Source organism: Nocardioides sp. zg-1230 (assembly GCF_013155335.1).
Classification (GTDB): domain Bacteria; phylum Actinomycetota; class Actinomycetes; order Propionibacteriales; family Nocardioidaceae; genus Nocardioides.
In genome coordinates this window covers 419,386-432,271 of record NZ_JABJQZ010000004.1, presented here as the reverse complement: position 1 = coordinate 432,271, position 12,886 = coordinate 419,386, and the positions used below count along the sequence as shown (strand labels likewise).

The window sequence follows — 12,886 nt, the reverse complement described above, 5'->3', positions numbered from 1 at the left end:
CACCCGTGGCTCGTGTGGTGGTGGTCGGCGGCGGCTTCGGCGGCATGGCGGCCGCCGCGCGGCTGGCCAGGCTCGGGCACGAGGTCACGCTCCTCGAGCGCTCCGAGCAGCTGGGCGGCGCGCTCACCACGGTGCGGCACGGCGACTTCGCGTGGGACGCCGGACCGACCAGCACGCTCCTGCCGGCCGTCGTGCGCGACCTGTTCCGCAAGTCGGGCCGACCGCTCGAGCGCGAGCTCGACCTCCAGCCGCTCGACGTGGTTCGCGAGCACCGCTTCGACGACGGCTCGGCGATGCAGCTGCCCGGAGGGTCGCGGGCCGCCCAGCTCGCGGCGTTCGACGCCCTCGGTACGGGCCTGGGCCGGCAGTGGGTCGACCACGTCGCGTCGTACGGCGAGACGTGGGAGCTGCTGCGCAAGGAGTGGTACGAGCGCCCCTTCGACCCCGACGTCGCGCCCCGCGAGCTGATGACCCTGCTCGGGCGGCGCGAGTCGCTCCACAAGCGGCTGCGCCAGTCACTGCGTGACGACCGGCTGCGGCTGGTCGCCGGCCACCGCCTCGTCATGGACGGCCACGACCTGCGGCAGGCTCCCGTCCTGGCCGGCGTCGACGTCTACCTCGAGCAGCGCTTCGGGGCGTGGACCGTCCCCGGGGGGCTCGCCGCCCTCGGCACGGCGATGGCCGACCGGCTCGCGCTGCGCGGCGTGACCGTGCTCACCGGCACCCCGGCCACCGACCTCGTCGTGCGCGAGGGCCGGGTCACCGCGGTGCGGACCCCGGGCGGCGAGGTCGACGCGGACCAGGTGGTCGTCGCCGTCGACCCCCGCCGCCTGCCGGCTCTCGCGTCGTACGTCCGGCGCACGATGCCGGCCTTCCCTCCGGTCGTGTGCCACGTCGGGCTCGAGGGCGACGTCCCCGACCTGCCCCACGAGGTCGTGCTGCACGGCGACCCCCTGCTGGTCGTGCGCACCGGGGGTCGGGCCCCCGACGGCGCTGCGGCGTGGACGGTGCTGGGCCGCGGCCGCATCGCCGAGGACCTCCTGACCGCGCTGGCACGTCACGGCCTCGACGTGCGCGCACAGGTCGTCGCCCGCGTCGACCGCACCCCGCGCGACCTCGTCGACGCATGGGGCGGGTCCCCGCACGGCGTGCTGTGGCAGGGCCCGCGCACGGCCCGAGCGAGGCTGGGACCGCGGACGCCCGTCGCCGGCGTGCTGGCCGCGGGTGCCCACGCCACGACCGGCTCGGGGCTGCCCTTCGCCGGCCTCAGCGCCGCGCTGGTGGCCGAGATGGTCGGCCGGGCGCCACGCCGGACCTCAGGTCAGTAGGCGAGCTCCCACACCACGGTGACGGTGGTGGTCACCGAGGCCTCGCCCGGCTCGAGGCCGGCCGCCGACGCGCTGGCGAGCGCCATCCGCGGCATCGGCGACGGCCCGCGGCCGGGGTCGCCCTCGACGATCGTCTGGACGGCACCGAGCCCGGCACCGGCCATCCGGGCGAGCTGGGCGGCGCGTTCGCGTGCGTCCTGGAAGGCCGCCTCCCGGGCCCGGTCCCCGGCACCGTGGTCCTCGGTGACCTCGAGCGCCACGCCGTCGACCGCGAGCGCGTCGCCGACCTGCCCGGCCAGCTCGTCCAGCAGGGCACCGGCGGTCGCCAGGTCGGGGCACGTGACGGCGTAGGAGTGGCGGGCCTCGTAGCCGGTCTCGCGGCCCTCGTGGTCGCGTGCGGGCCACACCGAGATGCCGGTCGAGGCGACGCGGCGCTCCTCGGTGTGCCGGTGCGCGACCTCGACGACCGTGGCGGCTGCGCCGGACATGGCGGCGTACGCCTCGGCGACGCCGCTCCCCCGGGCGAACGCCGCGAGCCTCACCACCGCACTGTCCGGGACGACGGTGACGACGCCGGTCCCGGTCACGGTGACGGTCTGCACGCCCGCCTCAGACGGTGATCTGCAGGTTGGCGAAGATCTCGCGCGTCGCCTTGGACCGGTTCAGCGTGTAGAAGTGCAGGCCCGGCGCGCCGGCCCGGAGCAGCGTCTCGCACAGCTCGGTCGCGATCGCGATGCCCTCCGCGCGCAGACCTGCCGGGTCGTCGGCGTACGGCGTCAGGCGGGCCGTGATCTCCTCCGGAAGCTGTCGGCGGGAGAGCTCGACCATCCGCTCCATCGAACGGAGGTTCAGGATCGGCATGATGCCCGGGATGATCGGCAGGTCGGCTCCGACGGCTCGGGCGCGCTCGACGAGCGCGACGTAGTCGGAGGCCCGCAGCACCATGTCGGTGACGGCGAACTCGGCGCCAGCGTCGTGCTTCGCCTTCAGCACCCGGGCGTCCTGGGCGAGGTCGGTGGCCTCGACGTGCCCCTCGGGGAAGGCGGCCACACCGATGCGCATGTCGGCGCGCTCGCGGATCAACGCCACCAGCTCGTTGGCGTAGGTCAGCCCGCCCTCCGTCGGTGTCCACGGGGTGCCGGGGCCGCCGGGCGGGTCACCCCGGAGAGCCATCACGTGGTCGACACCCGCACGCGCGAGGTCGTCGAGGATCGCCGTGAGCTCGTCGGTGGTGTGCCCGACGCAGGTCAGGTGCGCGACCGGGAGCAGGCTGGTCTCGCGGGCGATCCGCTCGGTGATCGCCACGGTGCGGTCACGCGTGGTGCCGCCTGCGCCGTAGGTGACCGACACGAAGGTCGGGCCGTAGGGCTCGAGCTCGGTGATCGCCTGCCACAGCTGCTGCTCGCCCGCCTCGTCCTTCGGAGGGAAGAACTCGAAGGAGAAGGATCGGTCTCCGCGCGCGAGCCGCTCGCGCATGCTCAGTCCCCGTCCGTGCGTCATGCGCAACAGCCTACGGAGGACCGCGCCGTACGCCGCGCCCTGTCCAGTGTTTAGGCTGAATAGGTGACGACCTGGGACCCCGCCGACTTCCGCGACCGGGTCCAGGAGGTGCTCGACGCCTTCCTCGACGACCGCGCCTCCGAGCTCGCCGCGCTCGGTCCCGACGCGGGACGGCTGATCGCCGAGGCGCGTACGGCGGTGAGCGGGGGCAAGCGGTTCCGAGCAGCCTTCTGCCACTGGGGACACCGCGCGGTCCGACCGTCGGTGGACGACGACGCCGCGCTCGCCCGCGCCTGCGCCTCCCTGGAGGTGCTGCACGCCAGCGCGCTCGTCCACGACGACTTCATGGACGCCTCCGACACCCGACGCGGCAGGCCCGCGACGCACCGCGCGTTCGAGGCCGAGCACCGTGCCGCCGGCTGGCGCGGCGACCCCGAGCAGTACGGCGCGGCCGCCGCGATCCTCCTCGGCGACCTCCTGCTGGGCTGGGCCGAGGACATGCTGCGCCGCAGCGGCTTCCCGCCCGACGAGATCGCACCCGGGCTGGCCCTCTTCGAGCAGTGCCGCAACGAGGTCATCGCAGGCCAGTTCCTCGACGTGTCCGTGCAGGCGCGCGGTCGCGCTGACGTCGACACGGCCATGACGGTGCTGCGCTACAAGTCCGCGAAGTACTCCATCGAGCGCCCGATCCACATCGGCGCCGCCCTCGGCGGGGCCACCCCCGACCAGCTCGAGCAGCTCGGCCGGTTCGGCCTGCCCCTCGGTGAGGCGTTCCAGCTGCGCGACGACCTGCTCGGCGTCTTCGGCGACCCCGAGGAGACGGGCAAGCCGGCCGGCGACGACCTGGTCGAGGGCAAGCGCACGGTGCTCGTCGCCCTCGCGCTCGACGCCGCCCCGCGTGCCGCTGCCAAGCGCCTCGACGCCGCCCTCGGCACGCCGCTCACCGACGCCGACGTTGACGAGCTGCGGGCGATCATCGAGGAGTCGGGAGCGCGCGCCCAGGTGGAGGCGGTCATCGGCCAGCTCTCCGACCACGCCGTCGAGGCACTGCGCGCGGCCGACGTCGACGGGCACGCCCGCGACGTGCTCGTCGAGCTGGCGGCGGCCGCCACCCAGCGCTCGGTCTGAGCACCCGCCGGCCCGTGGTGGCGGCACAGCGCACCGCCGGCACTGATCCGCCTGCAATCTGCCGCCACCCCTGGTCGGTGCTCATCCCCCTATCGCGGTGTCCGCGGCGTAGCCGGCACGGTGCGGGGCTCGGGCAAGTCCAGTGGGAAGGCGCTGCCCGACGACGTAGCTCAGTGCGTTCTGGCTCGTCAGGGTGCAGATTCACGACCAGTGGCCACTGGACTACGCCGAGCACCGCCGCGTCACGCGGCACCCGCGCGTCGGGGCCTCAGTCCAGGCTGGTGACCCCCGGCAGGACCGGGCCCTCACCCCGCAGCAGCACCGTGAAGGGCACGCCCCGGTCGTCGTTGACGCGCGAGCCCAGCACGCTGAGCGCGATGCTGAACGCCTTGTCGTCGGCCCGGGCAAGGGTCGCCCAGCCGTCCCACAGCAGGACGACCCCGTCGCGGCCGCTCCCGATGTCGTGAAGGCAGTCGGCGAGGGCGTCGAAGTTCTGCCCGTAGTGGTCCGGGAAGTCCAGCGCCTCCCCCACCGCCGCGAGGAACGCGGGCTTGGTGTCGGCACCGGTCCAGCCGTCGACCCAGCCGAAGCCCCAGCCGGCGTGCTCGACCGTGTGGCGCACATCGGCGGCGTCGAAGGCGCCGTGCCACAGGTGGATGCCGGGGGGCTCGTGCCCCGCCAGCACTGCTGCCAGTCCGCTCATGGCGTCCTACCTCCTGATGCGAGCGAAGGAGCTGTAGTGGTCCGCGGTCCAGTAGAGCTCGTCTTGCTCGCCCGCGACGATGCGGCGCGCGCCGCGGTGGTCGAGGCCAGGCGTCGGGACCGTGTACTCACGGTAGTAGCCCATCGGCCGGTCGGGCAGCAGCTCCTCGCGGTTGCCGAACGTGCCGCCGTCGTGCTCGGGCTCCGGGAACGGGCCGCCGGCCTCGATCAGCTCCACGGTCCGCGCGGCCTCGGGCGGCAGGGTGGCAAGCCGTACGACGGGCAGGCCGCTCGCGGGATCGGTCGAGTCGCCGTCCCTCGTCGGCGAGGACACCGGCGTGGACGTGGACGTCGACCCGCCGGTGCCGGCGGGCTCGGGGTCGCCCTGCCCGCCCCCGCCGACCAGCCAGGCGACGAGCAGCACCGCCGCGACGAGCAGCAGCAGCCAGCGGTAGCGCTGCCTGCCGGTCGACGCGGCCGGGGCCATCAGTACTCCAGCACCTGGGCCCGGCGCTTGACCTCGCTGCCGCGGTTCTCGCGCAGGGCGTCGATCGGGCGGCCCGGGAGGTCGTCGTCGGTGAAGAGCCACGCGATGCACTCGCGGTCGTCGAACCGGCGGTCGTGCAGGAGCGTCAGCAGGCCGGGGAGCCCCTTGACCACCAGGCCGTCCTGGATGAAGTCCGCCGGCACCCGCGGTCCGGCGCCCGGCTCGGGCACCGCGGCCGCCAGCTCGTGCTCGCGGATCATCGTGCGCACCTTGCCGGGCGAGACGCCGAGCAGCTCGGCGACCTGGTCCCAGTCGAGCCACTCGGGGACGAGGGCGGACAGGTCACGGTCGGCCAGGGGGACGTCACTCATGTCGGCAGCCTAGGTGAGCAGGGGCGTGGAGCCGAGTTGTCACCCCGGCGGGTGATCCGTAGCGTGCCGTGGATGCGCCTCCTCAGATCTGCCGTCGCCGCAGCCCTCGTGGGCCTGCTGGCGCTCACGCTCGCCCCCGTCGTCTCCCCCGCCTCGGCCGACCACTACGACGGGGCGCCCGGCCCGGTCCACGCCGGCAACACGTTCGGCTGGTACCAGCACGGGGTGTTCCGGCAGGAGTTCGTCGGACCCAAGCCCGGCTTCTGGAAGGCCAAGGGGCGCGGTGTCGTCCGCACGCAGAACGGCATGTTGACGCTGATGAGCACCCGGCGCGGCAGCGTGTCGGCCACGCTCGACCTCAAGGGTCACGCCTACGGTCGGTGGGAGATCCGCATGCGGGCGCGCACCATGTCGAAGGTCAAGGGCGGCAAGCCCTTCAAGGTGGTCACCGAGCTGGTCCCCGGCGGCACCCGGGACCAGCACTGCGGCGGTCGTGACATCGGCATCGAGAACTTCACCCTCGGCACCAACACCGTGAAGTCCTACGTCCACACGCTGCCCAACAGCTCCTACCGCGGGTTCCTCGGCCGCCACCTGCGCAACGACCGCTGGCACACCTACGGCGTCGAGGTCGCGAAGGACCACGTCTCCTGGTTCGTGGACGGGCACGTCATCAACACCGAGCGACGCGCCGGGGCGCTCGACCCGCTGCCGCGGCAACTGAAGTTCGAGCTGCGCGCCCGGAAGGGCACCAAGATGGACCCGGCCCGGATGCAGATGGACTGGATGCGCTACTGGTCGATGCGCGCCCCCAACGAGAAGTCCATCAAGGCTCCCCAGCTCGAGCTGAGCACCTTCAACGGCGCCTGCTGACCTCGGCACCATCGAGCGGCACCACCCAGCGACCACGCGCGGCGGTCGGTCCGGGGCGACACGCCCGGCCCGGCCGCCGTTCGCGTCCCCCGGCTGTCAGTGGCTAGCGTCGACTGCTCGTTCGCGCGTTTCCCTCCCGCGGGCCTCGGACCCCCGGGCGCAGCGGACGTGAGGAGTGACCACGTGCGCCCACACCCCCGACCAGCCCGACCAGCCCGACGAGCGAGGCCGTTCCGCCGGCTCGCGCGGCGCGCCGCAGGTCTCGTGCTCGCCGCGACGACGCTCACGAGCGTCGCCGGCCCGGCCCACGCGGACCACGAGCGGCTCCCCTCCGGCCGCACCCTGGTGCCGTACGTCGTCGAGCCGGGCGACACCGTCTCCGCCCTCGCCGTGGAGCACCACGCCTGGACGGCCGAGATCGTCGCCCACAACCACCTGGGCAGCACCGGTGCGCTGCAGGTCGGCCAGCGCCTCGAGATCCCGGTCGTCGGAAAGCGGTCGGGCGGGGGGTCGCCGACCACCATGTGGCAGCACCCCGACCCGGAGCGCGAGAAGGTCCGTCGCGTCGTCGCGGGCGCGGCCCGCAACCACGGGGTCGACCCGCAGCTCGCACTGGCGGTGTCGTGGCAGGAGTCCGGGTGGCAGATGGGCGTCGTCTCGCACGCCAGGGCGATCGGCGCGATGCAGGTGCTGCCCTCGACGGGACAGTGGATGGAGGACTACGCAGGCCGACCGCTCGACCTCCGCAGGCTCGGCGACAACGCCCGGGCCGGCGTGCTGCTGCTCGACGTCCTGTCCCGCCACACCCAGCGTCGTACGCACAAGATCGGCGCCTACTACCAAGGCCTCGGCGCGGTCCGGCGGCACGGGCTCTACGACGAGACCAAGGCGTACGTCGCCGACGTCGAGGCGATCAAGCAACGGCTGGAGTCGGGCCGCCCGCCGGCGTGACGCCACGCCGGGGCCGCGCCTGAGCGTGGGCTCGCGCGCTGCTTCCGTACGATGGGCGCGCCGGATCCTTCCCCGTCCCACCCTTGGTCCGGCGTGGAGGTCGACCAGTGGAGCCATCCGAGCACGCCCGCGCGGCCGCGCCCGGCGCCGCTGGCGACCCCATGGTCGGGCGGCTGCTGGACGGCCGCTACCGGATCCTCGCCCGGGTGGCCCGCGGTGGCATGGCCAGTGTCTACGAGGCCACCGACACCCGCCTCGACCGCACCGTCGCCGTGAAGGTCATGCACCCCGGGCTCGGCGACGACCAGGAGTTCGCGCAGCGCTTCGTGCGCGAGGCCCGGGCCGCGGCCCGCCTCAACCACCCGCACGTCGTCGGCGTCTACGACCAGGGCGACGACACGTCCGACGGCACGGACACGATCTTCCTGGTGATGGAGTACGTCCCCGGCCACACGCTGCGCGACGTGGTGCGCAAGGAGGCGCCGATGGCGCCCGCGCGGGCCCTCGCCCTCCTCGAGCCCGTCGTGTCCGCGCTCGCCGCCGCGCACCGGGCGGGCCTGGTCCACCGCGACGTCAAGCCCGAGAACGTCCTGATCGCCGACGAGGCACACGGCGGCACCGTGAAGGTCGCCGACTTCGGGCTGGCGAAGGCGGTCAGCGCCGACACCCAGCACACCGCGACCGGCGGCGTGCTCATCGGCACCGTGTCCTACCTCGCCCCCGAGCTGGTCATCGACGGCCGCTCGGACGCCCGCGCCGACGTCTACGCCTCCGGCGTCGTGCTCTACGAGCTGCTCACCGGCAGCAAGCCCCACGAGGGCGAGTCGCCGATCCAGGTGGCCTACCGCCACGTCCACCACGACGTGCCGATGCCGTCGCTGGTCGAGCCCGGCATCCCCGACTACGTCGACGCCCTCGTGGCCCGGGCGACCTCGCGCGACCGCGCCCAGCGCCCGGCCGACGCGACCGTCCTGCTGCACCACCTGCACCGGGTCGAGCAGGCCCTGCGCGACGGCCTCGACGCCGACGCCGAGCTGGCCGCCGACCTCCTGCCGCGGCCCGCCGCGACCGCGTCCCACGAGCCCGCGTCGCCCGACGACACCACGCCCGAGCCGTTCGACGCCGGCGCGCTCGCGCTGCTCACCGAGGTGGACCCGCGCGACTCGGGGCTCGTCGACGACGGCAGCCCGGACCGCACCACCGCCCTCGAGCGGCACCCTGCGCCTCCCGGCGGTCCGGTGACCGAGCCGATGCGCACGACGGTCGCACCCGCGGCCGCCGCGACGACCACCCTGCCGGCACCACCGCAGAGCACACGGCCCGGTCCCGGACGCGCACCGTCGCGGGTGGCACCCGTCGACACCACCGAGCGTCGTCGGTCGATGAAGGGCCCCCTCGTCCTGCTGCTGTCCCTCCTGCTCGTCACCGGCGTCGCGGCCGGAGCCTGGTGGTTCGGCTGGGAGCGCTACACCACGACGCCGGGCGTCCTGGGACTCGACGAGGCCGCCGCGACCGCCGAGCTGGAGGACGCCGGCCTCGAGGCCGAGGCGGGTGAGCCTGCCTACAGCGAGAACGTCGCCCCCGGACTGGTCATCGCCACCGACCCCGGACCGGGCGGCAAGGTGCTCGACGGTGGCACCGTCAGCCTCACCCTGTCCCTCGGGCCGGAGCGCTACGACGTGCCCGACCTCGTCGGGCAGACCGAGGACCAGGCCCAGGACGCGCTCGCCGCGACCAACCTCGCCTTCGGTGCGAGCAAGGGGCGGTGGAGCGAGACGGTGCCCGAGGGACAGGTCATCCGCACCTCGCCGAAGGCCGGCACCACCCTCAAGCCGGGCGCGACCGTCGACCTCGTGCTCAGTCGCGGCCGCAAGCCGATCGAGGTGAAGGACTGGACGGGCGAGTCGTTCGACGACGCCTCGGCGGCCCTCGAGAAGCGCGGGCTGCAGGTGAGCGTCACCGGCGAGGAGTACAGCGACTCGGTCGACGAGGGCGACGTCATCTCCCAGGACCCGCCCGAGGCCACCCTCTTCCGCGGCGACACGGTGTCCTTCGTCGTCTCCCTCGGTCCCGAGCTGGTCGAGGTGCCGCGGGTGCAGGCCATGGGCGTCGAGGCCGCGACCGAGCTGCTCGAGGGCCTCGGGTTCGTGGTCGAGACCGAGGAGTCCAGCACCTACCTCGGCCTCGGCTACGTCGCCAGCTCCGACCCCGGCGCCGGCGACGAGGTCCCGAAGGGATCGACGATCACGTTGTTCCTCGTCTGAGGACCTAGATTTCCCTCCGTGCCCGCCGAGCAGACCCGTCGTACGTCCGTGCTGGCGGCGCTCGCGCTGCTCGCCATCGCGGCGTGCTGGGGCTCGACGTTCTTCATGATCAAGGACCTGCTCGACCGGGTCCCCACGCTCGACTTCCTGGCCGTGCGGTTCGCCATCGCCTCGCTCGTGCTGCTGGTGGTCGCGCCGAAGGCCCTCGGCCGGCTCTCCCCCGTCGTACGCCGCCACGCGATCGTGCTCGGCGTCCTCTACGGCATCGCCCAGATCCTGCAGACCGCCGGGCTGGCCCACACCCCGGCTAGCATCAGCGGGTTCGTCACCGGCCTGTACGTCGTGTTCACCCCGCTGCTCGCGGCGGCCATCCTCCGCACGCGGATCCCGCCGATCACCTGGGCGGCCGTCGTGCTCGCGACCGTGGGGCTGGGCGTGCTCGCGCTCAACGGCTTCAGCATCGGCTACGGCGAGCTGATCACCCTCGCGTCGGCGGTGCTCTACGCACTGCACATCGTCGGGCTCGGCGCGTGGTCGACCGCGCAGGACGCCGTGGGCATGACCATCCTGCAGATCGTGGTGATCGCCGTCGTGTGCACGATGGCGACCGTCCACGACGGCATCGTGCTGCCCGACCGGGCCGCCGACTGGTGGGCGGTGGTCTACATGGCGGTGGTGGTCGGAGCGCTCGGCCTGCTCGGGCAGACCTGGGCGCAGGCACACCTGCCCCCGACGCGCAGCGCGATCATCATGAGCATGGAGCCGGTCTTCGCCTCGTTCTTCGCGGTCTGGCTCGGCGGCGAGGACGTGACGACCCGGCTGCTCGTCGGCGGTTCGATGGTGCTCGCCGCGATGCTGATGGTCGAGCTCGCCCCGCGGCGGGTGGTGGAGGGCGAGGTCCCGCACATCGCCGTGTGAGGCGCGGCCCCGTCCCTCGGGTGGACCTCGACGTGGGTCCGTCCCCCTATCGTGGGGCCCGTGGACACGTGCGTGGCGTGCGGCGCCGAGCTGGGGGTGGGGCGGTTCTGCCTCAACTGTGGGCACCGCATCGGCGCGCCCGCACCGGTCCGCGCGGATCCGTCGGCCGCCTCTGCTCCCCCGTCGGCCACCATGACGACAACGGCTCCCGCGCTCAAGGAAGCTTCCGACGATCCCTCCGGTCCGACGCCTGACAGGCGTCCGGCCGACGCGGTCCCTGCGGAGTCGGCCGTCGACCCGGAGCGCGACGACGTGACGCACGACGACGTACGCGACGAGCCGGCACCCGTCGCGACGCGGCGGACGGCCTGGGACCCGCGTCAGGACCTGCTGCCCTACGAGGAGGTCGACGACCTGGACGCCGACCTCCCGGTCCGCGGCAAGGCGTGGATCGGCTGGGTCCTGGGCGCGGCACTGCTGATGGGTCTCGCCTTCGTTCTGCTGCGGGTCTTCGACACCGGCGACGAGGTCGCCACCGACCCCGCCAGCGGCGCGACGAGCAGCGCTGAGGCACCGCCGCCCGACTCCGGTTCCTCGGACACCGGGTCGTCCGGCGACGGCTCGACCGGCGACGGACCCTCCGACGGGGAGGCGCCGGCCGGGGTCGGCAAGGTGCGCGAGCTGGCCCGGGGCGCCACCTTCGAGGTGCCCGGCACGGCGCCGCCGACGACCGACTTCGACGGCAACCTGGTGGCCTACGTGGCCAGCCAGATGGGTGACGGCAACCCCGCCACGGCCTGGCGCACGGCCGGCGACGCGACGGGCCAGACGATCACGGTGACGCTGCCCGAGCCCGGGGTGGTCACCCGGGTGGGCCTGGTCAACGGCTACGCGAAGAAGGTCGCCGGCGTCGACTGGTACCCCAACAACCGGCGCACGGTCGCGGTCACCTGGGGCTTCGACGACGGCACGACGGTCGAGCAGACGTTCGCCGAGCGACCCGGCATGCAGCGGCTCAAGGTGCCGCCGGTCGAGACGGCCGCGGTCACCCTGACCTTCACCGCCGTGACCCCGCCCGGCGCCGGCAACCTCGGCCGGGACTACACCGCGATCAGCGAGGTGAGCATCACGGGGCGGCGAGCCGGCTGAGCACGGCGGCCGCCCGCTCGGCATCGGACCTCGAGACGTCGAGGTGGGTCACCAGTCGTACGGTCCGCGGTCCCACCGCGGCGATGCGCACCCCTTCCGTCGCGGCGCGCTCGACGAACGCCATGGCGTCGGGCCGCTCGACGACGACGATGTTGGTGTCGACGTCCTTCGGGTCGAGGCCGAGGGCCTCGCCGAGGAGCCGGGCGTTGGTGTGGTCGTCCGCCAGTCGCTCGACGTGGTGGTCGAGGGCGTACGCACCGGCCGCGGCGAGCACGCCGACCTGCCGCATCCCGCCGCCCATGCGCTTGCGCCGCACCCGCGCCTCGGCGACGGCGTCGGCCGAGCCGACCATGAGCGACCCGATCGGCGCGCCGAGGCCCTTGGACAGGCAGACCGCGAGGACGTCGGCGATCCGGCCGTAGTCGGCGAGCGGCGTCCCGGTCGCGACGTGCGCGTTCCAGAGCCGCGCGCCGTCGAGGTGCAGCTTGGTGTCGTTCGTCTCCGCCCACGTCCGCAGGGCGCGCAGGTCTTCGATCGGCAGCACGGCGCCCCCGGCGAAGTTGTGGGTGTTCTCGACCGACACCGCGGCCGTGCGCACGAAGAACGGGCCCATGTCCGGTGCGTGCATCGCCTCGATCGCCGGCAGGTCGACCTGGCCGCGCTCCCTGGTCCAGGTGCGCATGGTGAGCCCGGTGATCGCACCGTGGGCACCGAGCTCGGCGCGCGCGATGTGGGCCGAGGACTCGCACAGCACCTCCTCGCCGGGCGAGACCACGCTCGCGACGGCGAGCACGTTGGCCATCGAGCCGGTCGGGGTGAACAACGCAGCCTCGTGACCGTACATCCCGGCCACCCGCTCCTCGAGCGCCGCGACCGTCGGATCCTCGCCGTAGACGTCGTCGCCCACCTCCGCACGCGCCATCGCCTCGCGCATCGCGTCGGTCGGGCGGGTCAGGGTGTCGGAGCGCAGGTCGATCACGGGTTCATCCCATCACGGCCCTCGCCGGCCTCGGCCTAGCGGTGGTCCACCCACATTCCAAGCGTCCGGAACGTCGCTCAGCCACCGCTCGCCCGGCGCGCCGTCGTACGACACGCCCCCGGCGGTGGTCCACCCACATTCCAAGCGTCCGGAACGTCGCTCAGCCACCGCTCAACCCGACGTCGATGCGCCAGACACGTTCCGGCGCCGCGGAACCTGCGTCACGCACCGCTCGT

13 protein-coding genes are annotated in these 12,886 nt (G+C 73.8%); 7 read left to right on the top strand and 6 right to left on the bottom strand.

The window, feature by feature from the left end:
• Positions 1-5 precede the first annotated feature (5 nt).
• Positions 6-1,328 (top strand): FAD-dependent oxidoreductase, encoded by a 1,323-nt coding sequence (locus HOO61_RS13965; RefSeq protein WP_172259369.1) that lies wholly within the window; start codon positions 6-8, stop codon positions 1,326-1,328.
• On the opposite strand, the gene HOO61_RS13960 is transcribed toward HOO61_RS13965, so the two are convergent.
• Complete coding sequence (locus HOO61_RS13960; protein ID WP_172259367.1) at positions 1,322-1,930, bottom strand: SIMPL domain-containing protein; 609 nt, start codon at positions 1,928-1,930, stop codon at positions 1,322-1,324. The genes HOO61_RS13965 and HOO61_RS13960 overlap by 7 nt on opposite strands.
• A 7-nt stretch (positions 1,931-1,937) precedes the next feature.
• Positions 1,938-2,828 (bottom strand): methylenetetrahydrofolate reductase [NAD(P)H], encoded by an 891-nt coding sequence (gene metF / locus HOO61_RS13955; protein WP_172259365.1) that lies wholly within the window; start codon positions 2,826-2,828, stop codon positions 1,938-1,940.
• A gap of 63 nt (positions 2,829-2,891) precedes the next feature.
• Between metF and HOO61_RS13950 the strand changes: the two genes are divergently transcribed.
• Positions 2,892-3,956 (top strand): polyprenyl synthetase family protein, encoded by a 1,065-nt coding sequence (locus tag HOO61_RS13950; protein ID WP_172259363.1) that lies wholly within the window; start codon positions 2,892-2,894, stop codon positions 3,954-3,956.
• Between the two features lie 268 nt (positions 3,957-4,224).
• On the opposite strand, the gene HOO61_RS13945 is transcribed toward HOO61_RS13950, so the two are convergent.
• The 3 genes from HOO61_RS13945 to HOO61_RS13935 are packed head-to-tail and all read right to left on the bottom strand — an operon-like array spanning position 4,225 to position 5,516.
• Positions 4,225-4,659, bottom strand: coding sequence for a barstar family protein (locus tag HOO61_RS13945; protein WP_172259361.1), 435 nt, complete (start codon positions 4,657-4,659; stop codon positions 4,225-4,227).
• A 6-nt stretch (positions 4,660-4,665) separates the two neighbouring features.
• Positions 4,666-5,145 (bottom strand): ribonuclease domain-containing protein, encoded by a 480-nt coding sequence (locus HOO61_RS13940; protein WP_172259359.1) that lies wholly within the window; start codon positions 5,143-5,145, stop codon positions 4,666-4,668.
• Positions 5,145-5,516: an Rv2175c family DNA-binding protein gene (locus tag HOO61_RS13935; protein WP_172259357.1), complete on the bottom strand. Its 372-nt coding sequence runs from the start codon at positions 5,514-5,516 to the stop codon at positions 5,145-5,147. Before HOO61_RS13935 ends, HOO61_RS13940 begins: the two co-directional genes overlap by 1 nt.
• A 72-nt stretch (positions 5,517-5,588) precedes the next feature.
• On the opposite strand from HOO61_RS13935, the gene HOO61_RS13930 reads away from it, so the two are divergent.
• The 5 genes from HOO61_RS13930 (at position 5,589) to HOO61_RS13910 (ending at position 11,671) form a co-directional block, all read left to right on the top strand.
• Positions 5,589-6,389, top strand: coding sequence for a family 16 glycosylhydrolase (locus HOO61_RS13930; protein WP_172259355.1), 801 nt, complete (start codon positions 5,589-5,591; stop codon positions 6,387-6,389).
• A 183-nt stretch (positions 6,390-6,572) separates the two neighbouring features.
• On the top strand, positions 6,573-7,340 hold the full coding sequence (locus HOO61_RS13925) for a transglycosylase SLT domain-containing protein (RefSeq protein ID WP_172259352.1): 768 nt from the start codon (positions 6,573-6,575) through the stop codon (positions 7,338-7,340).
• Positions 7,341-7,447: 107 nt separating this feature from the next.
• The gene (pknB, locus tag HOO61_RS13920; RefSeq protein ID WP_367650176.1) at positions 7,448-9,604 is read left to right on the top strand and encodes a Stk1 family PASTA domain-containing Ser/Thr kinase; all 2,157 of its coding nucleotides are present in this window, start codon (positions 7,448-7,450) and stop codon (positions 9,602-9,604) included.
• An 18-nt stretch (positions 9,605-9,622) separates the two neighbouring features.
• On the top strand, positions 9,623-10,522 hold the full coding sequence (locus tag HOO61_RS13915) for a DMT family transporter (protein ID WP_367650175.1): 900 nt from the start codon (positions 9,623-9,625) through the stop codon (positions 10,520-10,522).
• A 60-nt stretch (positions 10,523-10,582) separates the two neighbouring features.
• Complete coding sequence (locus HOO61_RS13910; RefSeq protein WP_172259350.1) at positions 10,583-11,671, top strand: discoidin domain-containing protein; 1,089 nt, start codon at positions 10,583-10,585, stop codon at positions 11,669-11,671.
• Here HOO61_RS13910 and HOO61_RS13905 read toward each other — a convergent pair.
• The gene (locus HOO61_RS13905; protein WP_172259348.1) at positions 11,649-12,650 is read right to left on the bottom strand and encodes a GntG family PLP-dependent aldolase; all 1,002 of its coding nucleotides are present in this window, start codon (positions 12,648-12,650) and stop codon (positions 11,649-11,651) included. The genes HOO61_RS13910 and HOO61_RS13905 overlap by 23 nt on opposite strands.
• Between the last annotated feature and the right edge of the window lie 236 nt (positions 12,651-12,886).